Here is an 18,207-nt window from a genome sequence, read left to right as displayed (position 1 = left end):
GCGTTACGCCAGATACTTATTAAACCAGCCGAGGGTTCTTTCCCAGGCCAGATCGGCGGCTTTCTTGTCGTAGCGCGGTGTAGAGTCATTGTGGAAGCCGTGATTCACCTCCGGGTAAATGTGTGCTTCATACACCTTGTTACTGGCCTTCAGTGCGGCCTCGTAGGCCGGCCAGCCTTCGTTGATGCGCGTATCCAGCCCGGCGTAATGGATCAGCAACGGGGCCTTGATGCGCGGGACATCTTTGGCATCCGGCTGACGGCCATAGAACGGCACCGCCGCAGCCAGCTCGGGATAGGCCACCGCAGCGGCATTGGCCACGCCACCGCCGTAACAGAAGCCGGTGATGCCGACCTTGCCGGTGGTGCGCGGGTCCTGCATCATAAATTCGATGGCGGCAAAGAAATCGTTCATTAATTTGGTCGGATCGATCTGCGCCTGCATCTCCCGCCCTTTCTCATCGTTTCCAGGATAGCCACCCAACACGCTCAGCCCATCCGGTGCCAGCGCGATAAAGCCGGCTTTTGCCAGCCGGCGCGCCACGTCTTCGATATACGGATTCAGTCCCCGGTTCTCATGCACCACCACCACCGCCGGCAGCTTGCCGCTGGCCTTCGCCGGACGCACCAGATAGCCGCGCACGGTTTTATTGCCATTGGGCGAAGGATAGTGAATGTATTCCGGCAGAATATCCGGATCGGTAAATTCAACCTGTTCGGCCAGCGCATAGTTAGGGCTGAGCGAGGTCAGCAGCGTCGCCGCCGTCAGGCCGCCCACCGCAAACTTGCCCGCCAGCGACAGAAATTCGCGCTTATTTATTTTGCCGTGAACGTAGTAGTCATAAATTTCGAGGAGTTCGGGGGAGAAATCTTTCGCGGTTAAACGGGACATATCAATGCTCCTTACACGCCAGAGAAGGGGAAATGATGCTCAGTAACAGTCAGGCACATTGCCCACTTCGTCAAGCCTCACGGCCCGGAGAGCACTTTTTAACGACGCAGCGGGCGCTAAACTGCGTATGATCGTCAGCTGTTTACCCCTTTTCATCACGCCATTGAGCCCTGCCATGACTGAAACTGCTTCCCTGACGCCGATATTTGACGGCCACAACGATTTGCTATTGCGCCTGTGGATGCCTGCGGAGCAGGATCCGGTGACGCAGTTTTTGCACGGCACCTTGCCCGGTCATCTGGATATGGCGCGTATCGTTCAGGGCGGATTCGCCGGTGGCCTGTTTGCGGTATTTATCCCGCCGGTCGAGTTTGTGCAGCAAAGCAATCAGGCTTACAGCGAGGCCGTGCACGATCCGTTAGCCATCACCGAGGCGCAGATTGCGCTGCTGCACAGGATTGAAGCGGAGTCCGCTGGTCGGTCAAAAATTTGCCGCACGGCGGGCGAGATCCAGCGCTGTATTGAACAGGGCGTGCTGGCGATGGTGCTGCATATTGAAGGTGCCGGGGCGCTGGATGACCAGCTCAGCCAGTTGGATCGCTGGATTGATGCCGGTCTGCGCAGCATCGGGCCGTTATGGAATCTGGCGAACCGGTTTGGTGTCGGCGTCACCGGCAGTTTCCCTGGCTCCCCCGATACCGGCGACGGGCTGACGCCGCTGGGCCTGGCGCTGTTACGCACCTGCAACCAGAAAAAGCTGCTGATCGACCTGTCGCACATGAATGAGAAAGCCTTCTGGCAGACCGCCAAACACAGCAGCGCGCCGCTGGTCGCCACCCATTCTAACGTGCACGCCCTTTGCCCGCAGCCGCGCAATCTGACCGACAGCCAGCTGCAGGCGATTGCCGAAAGCGACGGCTTTGTCGGCGTGAATTTCGGCAATGCCTTCCTGCGCAGCGACGGCAAACGCGACAGCGACACGCCGCTCGGCGACATCCTGCGGCACCTTGAAGGGCTGATGGCGGTGCTGGGTGAGGATCGCGTGGGTCTGGGATCGGATTTCGACGGCATCAGCGTACCGGAGACGCTGAAAGATGCGGCCGGACTGCCGCGTCTGGTCGACGCCATGCGCGCTGCGGGCTATTCGCAACAATTGATCGAAAAAATTAGCTGGCGCAACTGGTTAGCTGTTTTACGGAAAACATGGGGAGAATGAACCACCTGGAACGTTCTGGTGACTGTTCTCTCAATATCCCTGCTGCTTACAGGGTTGATATCGCAAAAGCTTAGGCGCAACATTTGCGCGCCAAATCTTTCGATATTTGACAACAAGCGTATTACCTGCCGAACTTAACGAGCAGAGTCCTGTATTTTTCATAAACACCGTGAGGATCCCACCATGTGGACTAAACCTAAATTTGTTGATTTGCGCTTAGGTCTGGAAGTGACGCTGTACATCTCCAACCGTTAATCCTTTATGCCCACAGCCTGCTGTGGGCATCTTCTCTTCTTTAGCTGGTCTACACATGCAGATTAACGTTCTCGGTTCTGCGGCGGGTGGTGGCTTCCCTCAGTGGAACTGCAACTGCAGGAACTGTCAGGGCGTGCGTAATGGCACCCTGAAAACCTCAGCCCGTACGCAATCCTCCATTGCCCTCAGTGACGATGGCATCAATTTTGTGCTGTGCAACGCCTCGCCAGACATTGCTCATCAGCTGGCGGCCACGCCTGCGCTGAGTAAAAAAGAGGTGCTGCGCGGCACCGCTATCGGTTCGATTATTCTGACCGACAGCCAGATCGATCATACTGCCGGGCTGTTGAGCCTGCGCGAAGGCTGCCCGCATCAGGTATGGTGTACGCCGGAAGTGCATGACGATCTGACCACCGGCTTCCCGGTGTTCACCATGCTGACCCACTGGAACGGCGGGCTGATCCATCACGGCATTACGCCGGGTGAAGCCTTCTCGGTGGCGGTCTGTCCGGCGCTAAAATTTACGGCGATCCCGCTGTTGAGCAACGCACCGCCCTATTCGGCGTATCGCGGTAAGCCTCTGCCTGGCCACAATATCGCGCTGTTTATTGAAGACACCCGCACCGGTAAGACGCTGATGTACGCGCCCGGCCTGGGTGAACCGGACAGCGAGCTATTGGGCTGGCTGCACAAAGCCGACTGCCTGCTGATTGACGGCACGCTGTGGCAGGACAATGAGCTGGCTAACACCGGCGTCGGCCGCAATACCGGCAAGGATATGGGGCACCTGGCGCTGGCAGAGGAACAGGGGCTGATTGCGCTGCTGGCCTCACTGCCGGCAGAACGTAAAATTCTTATTCATATCAACAACACCAACCCGATCCTCGATGAAGAGTCCGCGGAACGTCAGATGCTGACGTCGCTGGGCATTGAAGTCAGCTGGGACGGTATGGTGATTGAGGTTTAGCGAGACGCAGATGAAACCCGATAATTTCCCGGCCCAACCGATGACGCCTGAAGCCTTTGAACAGGCGCTGCGCGACAAAGGCGCGTATTACCATATCCATCACCCGTACCATATTGCGATGCATAACGGTCAGGCCACGCGTGAGCAGATCCAGGGCTGGGTCGCCAACCGCTTTTATTACCAGACCAGCATTCCGTTGAAGGATGCGGCGATCATGGCTAACTGCCCGGATCCGAAAACCCGCCGCAAGTGGGTGCAGCGTATTCTGGATCACGATGGTCACGACGCCAGCGAAGGCGGTATTGAAGCCTGGCTGCGTTTGGGTGAAGCGGTCGGGCTGGACCGCGACGTGCTGCTCTCCGAGCGGATGGTGCTGCCGGGCGTGCGTTTCGCCGTTGATGCTTACGTCAGCTTTGCCCGCCGTGCCGTCTGGCAGGAAGCGGCCTGTAGCTCGCTGACAGAGCTGTTTGCGCCGCAAATCCACCAGTCGCGCCTCGACAGCTGGCCGCAGCACTATCAGTGGATTGAAGCCGAAGGCTACGGCTATTTCCGCGGCCGTTTAAGCCAGGCCAACCGCGACGTTGAGCATGGCTTACAGCTGGCGCTGGAATATTGCACCACCGTTGAGAAGCAGGAACGTATGCTGGAGATCCTGCAGTTCAAGCTGGATATCCTCTGGAGCATGCTGGATGCGATGACCATGGCCTATACGCTGCATCGCCCGCCTTACCACACCGTGACCGATAAAATGGCCTGGCACAAAGAGAGATTACTGTAATGCTCATCACCGAACAGCAGATCCCCGCCTTTCGCCGTGGCTATCGCCTGCAGTGGGAACAGGCGCAGGACTGCCATGTGATCCTTTACCCGGAAGGCATGGCAAAACTGAATGAGAGCGCGACCGCCATTCTGCAACTGGTGGATGGCGTACGCTCTGTGGCTGCCCTGATCGCTGAACTGAACGCGCAGTTTCCGGATGCCGGTGGCGTGGACGACGACGTCAAAGAGTTCTTTGGTCAGGCTTACGAACAAAAGTGGATAATTTTCCGTGAACCCGCTTAAACCTTCGGTCAATCCGCCGCTCTGGTTGCTGGCTGAGCTGACCTACCGCTGCCCGCTGCAGTGTCCTTACTGCTCCAACCCGCTGGACTTTGCTCAGCAGGATAAAGAGCTGACCACCGAACAATGGATTGAGGTGTTTAAGCAGGCCCGCCAGATGGGTGCCGTTCAGCTGGGCTTCTCCGGCGGCGAGCCGCTGGTGCGCAAGGATCTGCCTGAGCTGATCCGCGCCGCAAGGGATCTCGGTTTTTACACCAACCTGATCACCTCCGGCATCGGCCTGACCGAGAAAAAGATCGATGCGTTTGCCGAAGCCGGGCTGGATCATATCCAGATCAGTTTCCAGGCCAGCGACGAAACGCTGAACGCCGCGCTGGCCGGATCGCAAAAAGCCTTCCAGACCAAGCTGGCGATGGCCAAAGCGGTGAAGGCGCACGGCTATCCGATGGTGCTGAACTTTGTGCTGCATCGCCACAATATCGATCAGATCGATCGCATTATTGAACTGTGCATCGAGCTGGAAGCGGACGACGTCGAGCTGGCAACCTGTCAGTTCTACGGCTGGGCACAGCTCAACCGTGAAGGCCTGCTGCCAACCCGTGAGCAGATCGCCAACGCCGAAGCGTTGGTGCATCAGTACCGCGAGAAGATGACCGCCAGCGGCAACCTCGCCAACCTGCTGTTCGTCACCCCGGATTACTACGAAGAGCGGCCGAAAGGCTGCATGGGCGGCTGGGGAGCGATCTTCTTAAGCGTCACGCCGGAAGGGATGGCGCTGCCGTGCCACAGCGCGCGCCAGCTGCCGGTGGAATTCCCGTCGGTGCTGGAAAACACGCTGCAGGAAATCTGGTACGACTCGTTCGGCTTTAACAAATACCGTGGGTTTGACTGGATGCCGGAACCGTGCCGCTCCTGCTCTGAAAAAGAGAAGGATTTCGGCGGCTGCCGCTGTCAGGCCTTTATGCTGACCGGCAACGCCGACAATACCGATCCGGTGTGCTCGAAATCGCCGCATCACGGCAAGATCCTCGAAGCGCGCGAGCAGGCGAACTGCACCAATATGCAGATCAGCCATCTGCAGTTCCGTAACCGCACCAACTCTCAGCTGATCTTCAAGACTGAGGCCTGATGAGTCAGGCAGCGCCCGGCGAACAACATCGCACCTTAGCCAACGGTTTGCGGATCGCGCTGATCCACGATCCGTCGGCCAGCCGGGCCGCTGCTCTGCTCCAACTCTCCGCCGGCAGCCATCAGGCCCCTGAACAGTGGCCCGGACTGGCGCATCTGCTGGAACACGTACTGTTTGCCGGCAGCGAAAATTACCGGGATGAAAACCGGCTGATGGCCTGGGGACCGGCGAACGGTGCCCGCTTAAATGCCACCACCCTTGCACATCACACCGCCTGGTTTTTTGATATTGCCAGTGCGCGCTTCGACGCGGGGTTGCGGCGGCTGGTGGATATGCTCGCCAGGCCGTTGTTAAGCCTCGAATCGATTGCTCAGGAAGCGACGGTGATCGACGCCGAGTTCCAGATGCTGACCCGCCATAGCGACAGCCTGTGTGAGGTCGCCCTGAGCCAGGCGGTGGCTGCGCCGCATCGCCTGCATGATTTCCATGTCGGCAATCGGTCGGCCTTTGGCGAGGATATTGGCGCGCTGCAGCAGGCGCTGCGCGACTATCATCAGCGATTTTTTCACGCGCCCAATCTGCAACTGTGGCTGCACGGGCCGCAGTCGCTGGACGCGCTGGGGCAGCTGGCGGAGCAGGTTGCGGCCGCGTTCGCAGCACTTGCTGACGGCGATAACGGCCGCAGCGGTTTGGCGCAACCACCCGCCGCCAGGCGTCAGGATGCTGAGCAGATTTCTGCGCCTCAGCAGCCTGAACCGCTTTCCCCCCTGACGCTCACTGCCGCGCGCCATTATGCTTTACGCCTGCCCTCAGCCCATCGCCTGCAGTTAAGCGTTGTCATCCCGGCTGCCGAGCGGCAGATGCTGGCGCTGTTCAGCCAGCTGTTAACCGATAAAGCGGCAGGCAGCCTGCTGGCGACGCTCAGCGAACTCAGCCTGTGCGATGGCGTTTCGTTGCTGGAGCCCTATCGCAGCCCGCAGCAGTCGCTGATTTCAGTGCAGTTCGAACTGTGCGAGTCGGCCAGTCCGGCGAGGGTTGAAGCGGTATTCAATCAGTGGCTACGCCAGTCGGCCAGCCTGAGTCATGACGCGCTGGCGCATTATGCCAGGCTGGCCCAGCGGTATTTCGAGCAGCTTTCCGGCCTCGATCGGCTGCGCGCGCGTGCCTTCGGTTTTGCGCCTGCTGAGCCATCTTTAAACCTGCTGGAAGGCTGGCGGGCCTTACGCGCGGCGATGCAACCGGCATCCCTCACCCGGCTATGGGTGACGCCTGGGGTGGAAGTCAGTCGTAAAACGGTGCAGGGATTCACGCTGGACAGCGGCGAACTCAGCTGGCCTGAAGCGTCGTGCGACGCCCCGCGGATGGCCTTTTATGCGCCCGGCCAGTCGCTCAGCCTGCCTGCACTGCCGGTTGAAACGGCTGCGCTGCAACGGGTTAACGCCGACTGCGAGCCGTTGCTGTTGCTGAATCCGCAGGCCGGTCAGCCATTTTCCCGCCGGGATGCGGCGACGCTTGAAGCCGCGCTGCAACCGGTTATCGGCCTTTGCCAGCACCATGGCGGCGAGCTAAGCCTGACGCAACGCCAGGGCATCTGGCTGATCCAACTTAGCGGCAGTGCCAGCCTGATGCAGAATCGCGTGGCAGCGATAATTGAGGCGCTGAGTTCTCCATCGGCTGCGGTTACCGCGCAAGGCGACCGGCTGTACCGTAAAGCGCTGCGTTCAGAGCGTGCGGAGATTGCCATCCGCGTGCTGCTGGGACGGCTGCCGGAGGTGCTGAACGGCTCCAAGTCTGAGCCGCTGACATCAACGGAGGTGCTGAGCGGCTCGTCTCAACCGCAGGATGCAGTGGACCGGTTAAGTGCCACGCCGTGGCAGGCGGCCACGGAGGGATTGAGCGGTACGCCCTGGCAGGCAACGCTGTACGGTGGCGATAACGATCTGCAGCTGGCGCTGTCACAGCTTCTGTCTCGCTGGCCTGGCGGGCTGGTCATGCCGTGCCCTGATGGCAGGCGGGTCACGCCGTGCCCAGATGGCGGGCTCATGCCGGGCCTTATGCCTCAACGCCCGCCCTTTTCCTTCCCAACAGAGAGTAACGAGGCGGCGTTATTGCTGTTCTGTCCGCTGGCAGTAAACAGCGCGCAGTGCCTCGCTGCCTGGCAATGGCTGGCGGGGCTGTTTGAACCCCGTTTCTTCCAGAAGCTGCGTGTCGAGCTGAATATCGGCTATGTCGTGAGCTGCCGTTTCTATCAGTCTGCTGGCGTGGCCGGGATACTGTTTGTCCTGCAATCCCCGACCTTAAGCCAGCAACAGCTTACGCAGCATATCGTCGATTTTATTGCGGATATGGCCGAGGTTATCGACACAATCACTGACGATGAGCTGCGGGAGAAATCCACCATGCTGAGTGATGCCCTGCCCGCCAGCGCCCCGCAGTCGCATACTCAGGTGCTCGATAGCTGGCAGCAGCAGCAACTGAATTTACCGCCGCTAACGGCGGGTATTTTCGCCACCCTTTCAATGGAAAAAATTCAACAGTATTACCGCGCGTTTGCTACAGAAATTCAGCGCGGATTCTGGCTAAATAACGCCAAATAATAGTGTCAACACTGGCAACAAATAGATTCAATTATCCCACCTTAACTCCGTGAAAATAAGATATCGCTTATTGCAGGATAATATTCTGTTTTCCGTTTTGTGAGTGACATCACGTTTTTGCCATGTTATAGCTATAAACAGTCTTTGATAAAAGAGACGCAGATAGCAAAAAAAATGGTGCCCCCTTCCTCGCTACCCTACTGATTTATAATCACTTAAAGAGCAAGGATACTTATGCCATTACAAAAAAAACCCGAAGAAAATTATCAGGATCCCGTCCTGTCAGTAAACGCTGATAATGAAAAGACCTCCGAGAGTTCCACCAGCGAAATAACCAGCTTCTTAAGCGCTGAGGCCTTTTTATTAACAGCAACCATGATCTCCGCTATCGCCGGTTTTCTCTATGGCTATGACACCGGCATTATTTCCGGTGCCTTACTGCAAATAAGCGCCGATTTCGCCCTGTCACCGCATGCGCAGGAATTAGTGACCAGCGCCATTCTGGTCGGTGCGGTAATTGGTGCCCTGACCTGCGGCAAACTCTCCAGCGTTTTAGGCCGCCGCTATACGGTGATGATCGTCGCCGGCATCTTTGCGGTAGGCGTGCTGGCGTCCGGCATGTCACCCAGCCCCACCTGGCTGGGCGTATCGCGCCTGGTGTTGGGCTTCGCGGTGGGCGGTGCCTCGCAGATTGTGCCAGTTTATATCGCTGAACTGGCCCCGGCGGATAAACGTGGCCGCCTGGTGACCTTCTTCAATATCTCCATCGGCCTCGGCATCCTGACTGCGGCACTGGTCGGCACCTTCCTGCAGGATATCTGGACCTGGCGCACCATGTTTTCCGTGGCGGCAATCCCGGCAGTGATCCTGCTGCTGGGCATGATCCGTCTGCCGGAAAGCCCGCGCTGGTTGGTCAGCAAAAAGCGGCTGAAAGAAGCGCATATTGCACTGGATACCGTGCGGGAAACAGAATCTGAAGTGCGCCGCGAGATCCGCGCCATTCAGCGTGTGCATGACAAGGTGGATCGTAAATCTCAGGGAGGCTGGAAAGAGCTGAAGCAGCCGTGGCTGCGTCCGGCGCTTATCGTCGGTTTGGGGATCGCCGCATTCACCCAGCTTTCCGGCATCGAAATGATGATCTACTACACGCCAACCCTGCTGACCAACGCCGGATTTAGCCGCGATGCCGCGCTGCATTCCGCGCTGGGTATTGCGGCGATTTATCTGATCATGACGGTGATCGGCAAGCTGATCGTTGACCACGTTGGCCGCCGTACCCTGACCCTGTGGATGATGCCCGGCGCCATTATCAGCCTGGTCCTGCTGGGTGCGGTGTTCCGCATGGCGGGCGGGGTCAGCCATCATAGCTGGCTGATCGTCATCTGCCTGTTTGGCTTTATGATCTTTAACGCCGGCGGCATCCAGGTGATCGGCTGGTTGATCGGTTCAGAAGTCTATCCGCTGGGGATCCGTGAAAAAGCCAGCAGCCTGCACGCGGCGATGCTGTGGGGATCGAACCTGCTGCTGACTGCCACCGCGCTGACCACAGTGAATATCCTCGGCATCGGTGGCGCCATGTGGTTCTACGCGTTGCTTAACCTGATTGGCTTCCTGTTTATCTTCTTTATGATGCCGGAAACCAAAGGCCGCTCGCTGGAGGCGATCGAAACCTCGCTGAAAGAAGGACACTTCTACCCGCGTGGTCGTCAGCAGCAGAAGGCCGTTTCCCAGCAATAACAGTCCCTTCCCGTCAGCCCCTGAATCCGCATCAGGGGCTGCTTAAAGTTAACTCACTTTGTACCGATAACCCTTTTACCAGGCTTATCTTCCCTACAGAGTGCGCGCTATGCTTAAAAATATTAAAGTCGTCACCAGCATCATCATTATGTTGATTGTATTCAGTGCGTTACTGCTGCTCTCCAGCGGGCTCTCCTTTAACGCCATTCACCAGGACAAAGATAACTTCGTCCGCGCCAGCGTGCTGACCGAGCAACAGGGGCAGCTAAGCGATGCCTGGCAGACGCTGATTAAAACGCGCGTCACCATTAACCGTGCCGCCATCCGCATCCTGAAAAAACAGACCGATCCAGCCGCACTGGCGGGGATCACCAAGCTGCTGGCGACCGCCGGTACCACGCTGGACGATGCGGCGTTTCATTTTGCCAACTATCAGAAAGCGCCACAGCAAAGCGGCCAGAATGCTCAATTAGCCACCACCGTGGCCAATAATTACCAGCAGATGTACGACACGATGAAAATGTCGATTCAGTATCTGGGTGCCAATAATTATGAAGCCTACGGCAATCTGGATGCACAGAAAGCCCAGGACGATTTGGAAAACAGCTACGAGAGCTGGCGTACGCAGAACCGCCAGCTGCTGGCGGTGGGCATGACCGAAAACCAGCAGGGCTTCAGCCATATGATGTGGACGCTGGCGACCGTGGTGGTGGTGTTGCTGCTGCTGGTTGTGGCGGTCTGGGTGGTGATTAAACGCGTGCTGCTGACGCCGCTGAAACAGGTGCTGGCGCATATCCAGCGCATCGCGGCGGGCGATCTGTCTGAAACCCTGGTGGTGGAAGGCCGCAGCGAAATGGGGATGCTGGCGAGTAATCTGACGGCGATGCAGCAGTCACTGATTGTCACCGTCGGCCATGTGCGCGACAGCTCCAACGCCATCTTCACCGGGGCCAGCGAAATCTCGCTCGGCAACAACGACCTCTCTTCCCGTACCGAGCAGCAGGCGGCGTCACTGGAAGAAACCGCGGCCAGCATGGAGCAGTTAACCGCCACGGTGAAACAGAATGCCGAAAACGCCCGTCAGGCGTCACAGCTGGCGAAAAGCGCCTCCGAAACCGCCGGAAAAGGCGGCAAGGTAGTCGATGGCGTGGTGAAAACCATGAGCGAAATTGCCGGAAGCTCGAAGAAGATTGCCGATATCACCAGCGTGATCGACGGTATCGCCTTCCAGACCAATATTCTGGCGCTGAACGCCGCGGTGGAAGCGGCCCGTGCAGGTGAACAGGGTCGCGGTTTTGCGGTGGTGGCCGGCGAAGTGCGTAACCTTGCCCAGCGCAGCGCCCAGGCGGCAAAAGAGATCAAAACGTTGATCGAAGATTCGGTTAACCGCGTCAATGCCGGCTCTTTGCAGGTCGAAACGGCCGGCGAAACCATGCACGATATCGTCAACGCGGTGGTTCGCGTCACCGATATTATGGGTGAAATTGCCTCGGCGTCCGATGAACAGAGTCGCGGTATCGATCAGATTGGTCTGGCGGTCACCGAGATGGATCGGGTAACCCAGCAGAACGCCTCGCTGGTGCAGGAATCCGCGGCGGCGTCAGCCTCGCTGGAAGAACAGGCCAGCCGTCTGTCTCAGGCGGTTGCGGTGTTCAAAATTGGTCAGCAAACGCTGTTGCCCGCCGTCAGCCAGCCGGTGAAAGCGATAGCGACCCTGCCCCGTAAGGCGCTGACCGTCAGCACCGATCAGGGTAACTGGGAAACCTTTTAAGCTGTGACAGTCCGGCCTCACTCCGGGGCCGGCTACTTTGCCGGGCGCTGCGTGCCGCCGATAACCGGCAGCACCTCGCGCATCAGCGCCAGAAACTGCCGCAGCTTGGCGGGATAAAAGCGCGCATACGGGTAAACCAGATACACCGGTAACGGCGCCGCATGCCAGTCCGGACAGAGATGGCGCAGGCGGCCTTGTTCAATATCCTCTTTCACCGCCCAGGATGAGGCAATCCCCACCCCCATTCCCGCCAGCACCGAATTGCGTAAGGCATACAAACTGTCGGTCAGCAGCTGCGGACGAATATCTATGCGCTGCGTATTGCCCTGTTCACTATTCAGCACCACTTCCTGACGGTAAAAGGTACTTAACGCTACCCAGGGTAATTCGGCCAGCGCCGCAGGAGAGTCGGTGTCGGATGCAAGGCCTGCGAGCGCCGGGGAGGCCACCACAATGCGTGGCACCTCCGCCACTAACAGCGCCACCACCGACGGATCGGTCAGCGCGCCAACGTGCACCGCGCATTCGATCCCTTCGGCGATAAAGTCCGGGCGACGATCGCTGAGCATCCATTCGATGGTCATTTTCGGATAGCGCTGCAGATAGTCCTGCAGCGGCGCAATCATCTGATCCTGACCAAAGGCATGTGGCACCAGCACCCGCAGCACGCCTTTCGGCTCTTCCGCCGCGCCGCGCAGGTCATCCTCTATCGCCTGCCAGCGCTCGACCAGTTCCTGCGCGTGGGCAAAACAGCGTTCGCCGTCATCGGTCAGCTTCATCACATGGGTGGTGCGCTGCAACAGCTTGACCCCGAGCAGACGTTCAAGGGACTGCAGACGACGGCTGATGGTCGGCTGGGTGGTGCTCAGACGCAGCGCAGCCGCAGACAAACTGCCTGATTCAACGATGCGCACAAAGGTGTGCATTAACTCTATACGGTCAATGCCTGACAGAAGGGATTCTTTCATACGTTAAACGTATAACAGTTTTACCGATCGGGCGACTACCCTTTGATCACCGATCCGGTAAAAATGTGATCATCATCGCACAACAGAGCTAACACCATGTCCATGACACAGACTGCCGACACCCACGAAAAAGGCATCACCGGCCGCACGGTCCTGATGCTCGCCACCGGCGCGGGCTTTTCCGTCGCCTCTATTTATTACAGCCAGCCGATGCTTGGCATCCTGGTTAACGAACTGCATGCGGGCGTCAGTACCGTCGGGCTGGTGCCGACGCTGACCCAGATTGGCTATGCGTTGGGCATTTTGCTGCTGGCACCGCTGGGCGATCGCCACGATCGCCGTCAGATCATTATTCTGAAAGGCGTGCTGCTCACGGCGGCGTTGCTGCTTAGCGCCTTCAGTGGCGGCATCAGCATGTTGCTGGTTGCCAGCCTGGCGGTGGGCATCGCGGCGACGATGGCACAGGATATCGTGCCGGCCGCCGCCACGCTCTCCCCAGCGGCACAGCGTGGCAAAACGGTCGGCACGGTGATGACCGGCCTGCTGCTGGGCATTCTGCTATCCCGGGTGTTGAGCGGTTTCGTCGCGGAGTACTTCGGCTGGCGCAGCATGTTTGGCGCGGCGGCGGTGATGGTGGTGGCAATTACGCTGGTGATCTGGCGCAGCCTGCCTGCCATTCCGGCCAGCACCACCATGAGCTATCCGGCGCTGTTGGCCTCAATGCGTCATCTGTGGACCGAATACAAACCGCTGCGCAGAGCCACGCTGGCACAGGCGCTGTTGTCCGTCGGCTTCAGCGCCTTCTGGTCGACGCTGGCGGTGATGCTGCATGACGTCTATCAGCTGGGCAGTGCCACCGCCGGCATGTTCGGTCTGGCCGGTGCCGCCGGTGCACTGGCCGCGCCGTTAGCCGGTTCACTGGCCGATCGCCGTGGCCCGGAGCTGGTCACCCGCATCGGCACCGGGCTCGCCACCGTCTCGTTCGCGCTGATGTTTTTGCTGCCGCTGTTGCCTGCGCCTTATCAGCTGGCGCTGATCGTGATCTCGGCCATCGGCTTCGACTTTGGCGTGCAGTCCACGCTGGTGTCTCACCAGTCGATTATCTTCAGTCTTGAACCGGCAGCACGCAGCCGGCTGAATGCGCTGATGTTTACCGGGGTGTTTATCGGCATGGCGGCAGGTTCGGCATTAGGCAGTGTGATTCTGGAACATGCGGGCTGGCAGGGCGTGGTCGCGCTGTTAACCCTGGCCGGATTTGGCAGCATGGTGGTGCGCTGGATGAGTAAAGGCTTACATCAAAAGGCGGACTGAGGGCAAATTCAGGACGAGTCTTTCTCGCAGGCATCGTCTGCGGGTAAACATGAAGCGGTCAGTCAGAAAACGCTGGCCGTTATTTCTTTCGGTAACGCGTGGGCCAGATTTGCTCAGGCCGGGCATCCAGGGCGGCGGCAATCAGCAGCTCGCCTTTAGGCCAGGGACGGCGCAAGGCATTGGAGAGGGTTGAAGAGGCCAGTCCGGATTCCCGGGATAAAGCCGACAAATTCGTGCCTCTTTTCTTTAACGCCGCAATAATGTCTGCGGGATGCCAATCATCTTTGTTCATTGCCTTCCCCAACCTGCAGATAAAAGTCTCACTTGTAGACGATGAGTCACAATCATATCACGTTATTTTCCTAATGTGACTAATAGTCCGTGGACTAATAGACTGCAAAGCGCAATGCTGAGCGGATGGAAAAGCTAAACACCACCAAAGTTCTTTTTGGAAAAAGAGTTAAACAACTCAGACTGCAGGCAGGCTTGTCGCAAGAAGCATTCGCACATAAATGCGGGCTGGACCGCACCTATGTGTCTGGAATTGAGCGAGGTTTACGCAACCCGACGCTGGAAGTGATTGCCATTCTGGCCAAAGGTTTGGGAATTGAACTTAAAAATCTGATTGAGTTTTAATCGCAGAAGCTAAATATTTTTATTTTTTTATACTGAGCTATTTCATCCGGTTGCAAGTAAGCGCCAAAATAAAACCTTTCTGACACGTTAAAAAAACCTTTTTCAGTTTTTACTCACGAAAATAATTAATTTTTTCGGATTTTACCCGTCACCTTTTTTTAAAAAAACTGAGCGGCACGCTGGCCGCTCGTTCTGTCAGCACTAAAATCCGTAACGAATGGCATCCTTACTTTGCTGCATTAATCCGTCTATCTTCAATGAATACAACTCCACACCTGCCCCGTCTCCCGCCTGTGAACATTCACGACGTTTCGCGTTGTAGGCTTTCATCAGCTGTGCCTGAGCAAAACCGGGTTTACCGTAACAGGTCACGCTTTGCTCCCAGCAGGCAATCGCGCGGTCGCTGTCCTGTTGTTCCTGGAAACGTTTCCCCAGCTCGTTAAGCGCAGTGGCGCACTCTTTGGCCGGAAGCCCTTGTTGCATGATGTCGTCTATTGCCTGGTCCATAACGCCTCCGTTAATGGAAGAAGTTGAGAATGTGGCCGAAGATCAGCCCGACGCTGATCACGTCTGAGTCACTGAAGGTGACGTTGGCCATACCGTATTGCCCCAGCAGCGGCAGCAGCAGCGCCGGCAGTAAGGTGATAAACAGCCCGTGGAAGACGCCACCGATGATCGCCCCGCGACGTCCGCCCACCGCATTAGCAAAGATCCCGGCCGTCCCGCCGGCAAAGAAGTTGGTTAACATGCCCGGCAGGATCATCGCCAGACCGACCCACGGGAACAGCAGCATGCCGATCACCGAGCCGATGGTGGTGGAGATAAAGCCGATAATCACCGCGTTTGGCGCATACGGGAACAGTACCGGACAGTCGAGAGCCGGAACGGCATTCGGTACGATACGCAGCGCGATACCGCGGAACGCCGGAACAATTTCGGCCAGCAGTAAACGCACCCCGGACAGCAGCACATATACCCCAACCACAAACTGAATCGCCTGCAGGAAGGAATAGACCAGATAGTTAACGCCATTGGATAAGGCGGCGACCACTTCCGGGCCGGCAACGATCGCCGGGATCAGGTAGATCGGGATCATCACCACCATCATCGACAGGTAGGTATCCTGCAGGAAAGAGAGTGCCTGCGGCAGCTCCAGATCCTCAGTACTTTTGCTGACGTCGCCGGTCACTTTGGCCACGCCAGCCTGCACGATATAGCCGACAGTACAGAAATGGCCGAGCGCGAAATCATCGCCGCCGGTTATCTTGCGGACAATCGGCTGAGCCAGCGCCGGCATAAACACCGCCATCATTCCGGCAATCACCCCGCCCAACACGATCAGCTCGACGCCACGCAGACCGCCCATATACCCAATCACCGAACAGACGGTCGCCATCCACAGCGACGCCTGCCCGGTCAGAAAGATATATTTGTAGCGGGTGAAACGGGCAATGGCGATATTGACGATAAAGGCGATCACCATAATCAATGCGGTCTCACTGCCCAGCGTTTGCTGGGCGATACCGGCAATCGAGCCGACGTCGGTAACCACACCGCGCATATGGAAGCCTTTCTGGAATATCTCTCCCAGGAAGGTTAAGGTGCCGACAATAATATTGGCACCCGCCAGAATGACCAAAAAGCCTAAGAGGGTTTTTAAGGTGCCAGTAATCACCTGGCCCGGACTTTTCTTCAACGAGATCAGACCGATCATGGCGATCAATGAGATCAGTATTGACGCTTGTCCCAGCACATCATGGACAATAAAGTTAAGGAAAGACATAGTAGTCCCCTGTTTCTGTCACAGTAAACGGATAAGTTTAAAAATGGATCAGAGCATGTAGCCTTTTTCTTTTAGTATCGGCTCAAGCTTGGTTTTAATTTCGTTCTTATCGACCAGACGCTTCAGATAAATAACGGTCGCATTAATGGTGTAATGCTGAAACTGTGAACGGAAGTTCTCGCCGGTCATAATAATGTCGGCGCGGGAGGAGGTGGCGCTGGAGATATCGCAATGCGAAAGATCGGCTTCAATGCCCAGATCCTTTAAGGCCGCTTCAATACTCATTTCGCATGCAAAGCTGCTGCCCAGCCCTGCGCCACACACTGCAAGAATAGATAACTTTTTCATCAGGTATTCCTTAGTTGATCATCTGTAAGTTTCTTGCCGCTACCACTAAATGCGGATCGGGTTGTCTTTTACCTGCTGCGATCGCCTGCAGCCTGATACATGTTGTTTGTCCCCGTGCCATGCCAATCACCAGCCCGCTTTCACCTTGCTGGATAAGCTGCAAGGCCTGCTGACCGAAAGCGGAGGCCAGTAACCGGTCGGCTGTCACAGGCGTCGCCGCGCGCTGACAATATCCCGGCAGGGTGTAACGCACCGGCACGTCGAGCGTCGCTTCAAGCTGCTGCCCTAACGCCACCGCACCGCCCTGGCTTCCTGCCATTACCCTTCCGCTGCCTGCCACGCCTTCGGCACACACCACGATGCCGTAGCCAAAAGGCGCGCTAAGACAGTGGCGTAAGCGCTGCTGCAACCAGTGCATATCCGGCGGGATCTCCGGGATTAACACCGCATGTGCCGCGCCGGCCAATGCGCCGCTGAGCGCCAGATGCCCACAGCCTGCACCGAACGCTTCCAGCAGATAAATCCGCCCCGGCATGTTGTGCGCCGTACCGTGCAGCTGGTCCAGCGCCTGCGCAATCACCCCCACCGCGCTGCTAAAACCCAGCGTGTCATCCAGACCGGGGATGTCATTGTCTACCGTCATCGGGATCAGCAGGACTGGCTGCCCCTCTTCCTGCAAACACCTTGCCGCCTGCAGCGAGCCGCCGCCGCCGAACACCAGCAGCAGATCGACGTCAAGTTCCCGTAACCGCCTGCGGATGCTGGCCCTTCCCGCCGGCTGCCAGGCAAGCTGACTGCGGGCGCTGCGTAAAACGTTACGGTTGCTGGCGACCGCCAGCCTGACCTCGGTTTCATTCAGCAGAAAAGGCGCGTGATGAATAATGCCGTCATAGCCACCATGAAACGCCAGCACAGATTCAGCGTGCTGAACCAGCGGCAAAATAGCCGAATTAATCCCTACGGCATCTCCGCCGCTGGCAATCAGTGCAATTTTTCGCTTCATGATCGGGCTCTTTTAAAACTGGCTGAGAATATCCAGTACGGCGTGTTTACTTCGGGCATTCTTTAATTTATCCAGCACGTCGTCCTCGCAAAAAAGCCGGGACAGGCTGGCAATCATTTCAATATGTGAATGACTGTCGATGGCCGCCAGGGCAAATACCACATAAACAGGATCGTTATCAGGGCTATTAAAACTGACGCCTTCGGAAATAATGATTAGCGACAGTGCTGTTTTAATCACGCCCTCTTCCGGTCTGGCATGGGGCATTGCGATGCCTTCACCTAACACATAATAGGGCCCTATTTCCCGATGCATATCATAGATGGCGTTCAGGTAGCGCGGCTCTACGGAGCCGTTGTCGACCATCGGCTGCACGGCCAGCTTCACCGCGTGTTGCCAATCATTAACATGGGTGAACAGTGAAAGATTACTTTCGTTAATCCAGTCAGTCAGCATAGTGTTCCTTATTTAGAAAATAAGCGTTAATTCAATATACTTTCCAGCCAGGGGTTAAAACGTGATCCAGTCACCTATTT

Annotated in this window: 19 protein-coding genes; 11 read left to right on the top strand and 8 right to left on the bottom strand. The window is 57.4% G+C overall.

Features of this window, described 5'->3' with window-relative positions; translation table 11 throughout:
* Positions 1 to 3: 3 nt before the first annotated feature.
* The gene (gene yghX / locus AC0IXH_RS21875) at positions 4 to 891 is read right to left on the bottom strand and encodes a YghX family hydrolase (protein ID WP_013203785.1); all 888 of its coding nucleotides are present in this window, start codon (positions 889 to 891) and stop codon (positions 4 to 6) included.
* Positions 892 to 1,066: 175 nt separating this feature from the next.
* On the opposite strand from yghX, the gene AC0IXH_RS21870 reads away from it, so the two are divergent.
* The 9 genes from AC0IXH_RS21870 (at position 1,067) to AC0IXH_RS21830 (ending at position 11,622) form a co-directional block, all read left to right on the top strand.
* A complete protein-coding gene (locus AC0IXH_RS21870; RefSeq protein ID WP_471721003.1) occupies positions 1,067 to 2,107 on the top strand; it encodes a dipeptidase in 1,041 nt (346 codons plus the stop codon).
* Positions 2,108 to 2,290: 183 nt separating this feature from the next.
* Positions 2,291 to 2,362 (top strand): pyrroloquinoline quinone precursor peptide PqqA, encoded by a 72-nt coding sequence (gene pqqA, locus AC0IXH_RS21865; protein ID WP_071822147.1) that lies wholly within the window; start codon positions 2,291 to 2,293, stop codon positions 2,360 to 2,362.
* A 55-nt stretch (positions 2,363 to 2,417) separates the two neighbouring features.
* Positions 2,418 to 3,329: a pyrroloquinoline quinone biosynthesis protein PqqB gene (gene pqqB, locus AC0IXH_RS21860; RefSeq protein ID WP_053144730.1), complete on the top strand. Its 912-nt coding sequence runs from the start codon at positions 2,418 to 2,420 to the stop codon at positions 3,327 to 3,329.
* Positions 3,330 to 3,339: 10 nt separating this feature from the next.
* On the top strand, positions 3,340 to 4,107 hold the full coding sequence (pqqC, locus tag AC0IXH_RS21855) for a pyrroloquinoline-quinone synthase PqqC (RefSeq protein WP_013203788.1): 768 nt from the start codon (positions 3,340 to 3,342) through the stop codon (positions 4,105 to 4,107).
* A complete protein-coding gene (gene pqqD, locus AC0IXH_RS21850) occupies positions 4,107 to 4,391 on the top strand; it encodes a pyrroloquinoline quinone biosynthesis peptide chaperone PqqD (RefSeq protein WP_013203789.1) in 285 nt (94 codons plus the stop codon). The genes pqqC and pqqD overlap by 1 nt, the downstream gene beginning before the upstream one ends.
* Positions 4,378 to 5,517: a pyrroloquinoline quinone biosynthesis protein PqqE gene (pqqE, locus tag AC0IXH_RS21845; RefSeq protein ID WP_471721002.1), complete on the top strand. Its 1,140-nt coding sequence runs from the start codon at positions 4,378 to 4,380 to the stop codon at positions 5,515 to 5,517. Before pqqD ends, pqqE begins: the two co-directional genes overlap by 14 nt.
* Positions 5,517 to 8,114: a pyrroloquinoline quinone biosynthesis protein PqqF gene (pqqF, locus tag AC0IXH_RS21840; RefSeq protein ID WP_471721001.1), complete on the top strand. Its 2,598-nt coding sequence runs from the start codon at positions 5,517 to 5,519 to the stop codon at positions 8,112 to 8,114. Before pqqE ends, pqqF begins: the two co-directional genes overlap by 1 nt.
* 234 nt (positions 8,115 to 8,348) lie before the next feature.
* Entirely contained in the window at positions 8,349 to 9,851 is a 1,503-nt protein-coding gene (locus AC0IXH_RS21835; protein WP_072134917.1) for a sugar porter family MFS transporter, read from the top strand.
* A gap of 109 nt (positions 9,852 to 9,960) precedes the next feature.
* Complete coding sequence (locus tag AC0IXH_RS21830; RefSeq protein ID WP_471721000.1) at positions 9,961 to 11,622, top strand: methyl-accepting chemotaxis protein; 1,662 nt, start codon at positions 9,961 to 9,963, stop codon at positions 11,620 to 11,622.
* Between the two features lie 32 nt (positions 11,623 to 11,654).
* On the opposite strand, the gene AC0IXH_RS21825 is transcribed toward AC0IXH_RS21830, so the two are convergent.
* On the bottom strand, positions 11,655 to 12,590 hold the full coding sequence (locus tag AC0IXH_RS21825; RefSeq protein ID WP_471720999.1) for a LysR family transcriptional regulator: 936 nt from the start codon (positions 12,588 to 12,590) through the stop codon (positions 11,655 to 11,657).
* Between the two features lie 96 nt (positions 12,591 to 12,686).
* On the opposite strand from AC0IXH_RS21825, the gene AC0IXH_RS21820 reads away from it, so the two are divergent.
* Positions 12,687 to 13,901, top strand: a complete 1,215-nt coding sequence (locus AC0IXH_RS21820) for an MFS transporter (protein ID WP_151036571.1) — start codon at positions 12,687 to 12,689, stop codon at positions 13,899 to 13,901.
* A gap of 79 nt (positions 13,902 to 13,980) precedes the next feature.
* On the opposite strand, the gene AC0IXH_RS21815 is transcribed toward AC0IXH_RS21820, so the two are convergent.
* On the bottom strand, positions 13,981 to 14,193 hold the full coding sequence (locus AC0IXH_RS21815; protein WP_013203796.1) for a helix-turn-helix domain-containing protein: 213 nt from the start codon (positions 14,191 to 14,193) through the stop codon (positions 13,981 to 13,983).
* 125 nt (positions 14,194 to 14,318) lie between these two features.
* On the opposite strand from AC0IXH_RS21815, the gene AC0IXH_RS21810 reads away from it, so the two are divergent.
* Entirely contained in the window at positions 14,319 to 14,537 is a 219-nt protein-coding gene (locus tag AC0IXH_RS21810) for a helix-turn-helix domain-containing protein (protein WP_013203797.1), read from the top strand.
* Positions 14,538 to 14,738: 201 nt separating this feature from the next.
* Here the strand turns inward: AC0IXH_RS21810 and AC0IXH_RS21805 are convergent, their stop codons facing one another.
* The 5 genes from AC0IXH_RS21805 to AC0IXH_RS21785 are packed head-to-tail and all read right to left on the bottom strand — an operon-like array spanning position 14,739 to position 18,127.
* The gene (locus tag AC0IXH_RS21805) at positions 14,739 to 15,044 is read right to left on the bottom strand and encodes a hypothetical protein (RefSeq protein ID WP_013203798.1); all 306 of its coding nucleotides are present in this window, start codon (positions 15,042 to 15,044) and stop codon (positions 14,739 to 14,741) included.
* A 10-nt stretch (positions 15,045 to 15,054) separates the two neighbouring features.
* The gene (locus AC0IXH_RS21800; protein ID WP_471720998.1) at positions 15,055 to 16,320 is read right to left on the bottom strand and encodes a PTS sugar transporter subunit IIC; all 1,266 of its coding nucleotides are present in this window, start codon (positions 16,318 to 16,320) and stop codon (positions 15,055 to 15,057) included.
* 48 nt (positions 16,321 to 16,368) lie between these two features.
* Positions 16,369 to 16,668, bottom strand: coding sequence for a PTS sugar transporter subunit IIB (locus tag AC0IXH_RS21795; protein ID WP_013203800.1), 300 nt, complete (start codon positions 16,666 to 16,668; stop codon positions 16,369 to 16,371).
* A gap of 10 nt (positions 16,669 to 16,678) precedes the next feature.
* A complete protein-coding gene (locus tag AC0IXH_RS21790; RefSeq protein ID WP_471720997.1) occupies positions 16,679 to 17,671 on the bottom strand; it encodes a 6-phosphofructokinase in 993 nt (330 codons plus the stop codon).
* 12 nt (positions 17,672 to 17,683) lie between these two features.
* Positions 17,684 to 18,127 carry a PTS sugar transporter subunit IIA gene (locus AC0IXH_RS21785; RefSeq protein ID WP_013203802.1) on the bottom strand — a complete coding sequence of 148 codons (444 nt, stop codon included), beginning with the start codon at positions 18,125 to 18,127 and terminating at the stop codon, positions 17,684 to 17,686.
* Positions 18,128 to 18,207: the final 80 nt, after the last annotated feature.

It is taken from the genome of Erwinia sp. AC075 (assembly GCF_979253995.1).
Note: the sequence above shows the minus strand (reverse complement) of the source record. Positions and strands in the feature narration are given on the sequence as shown.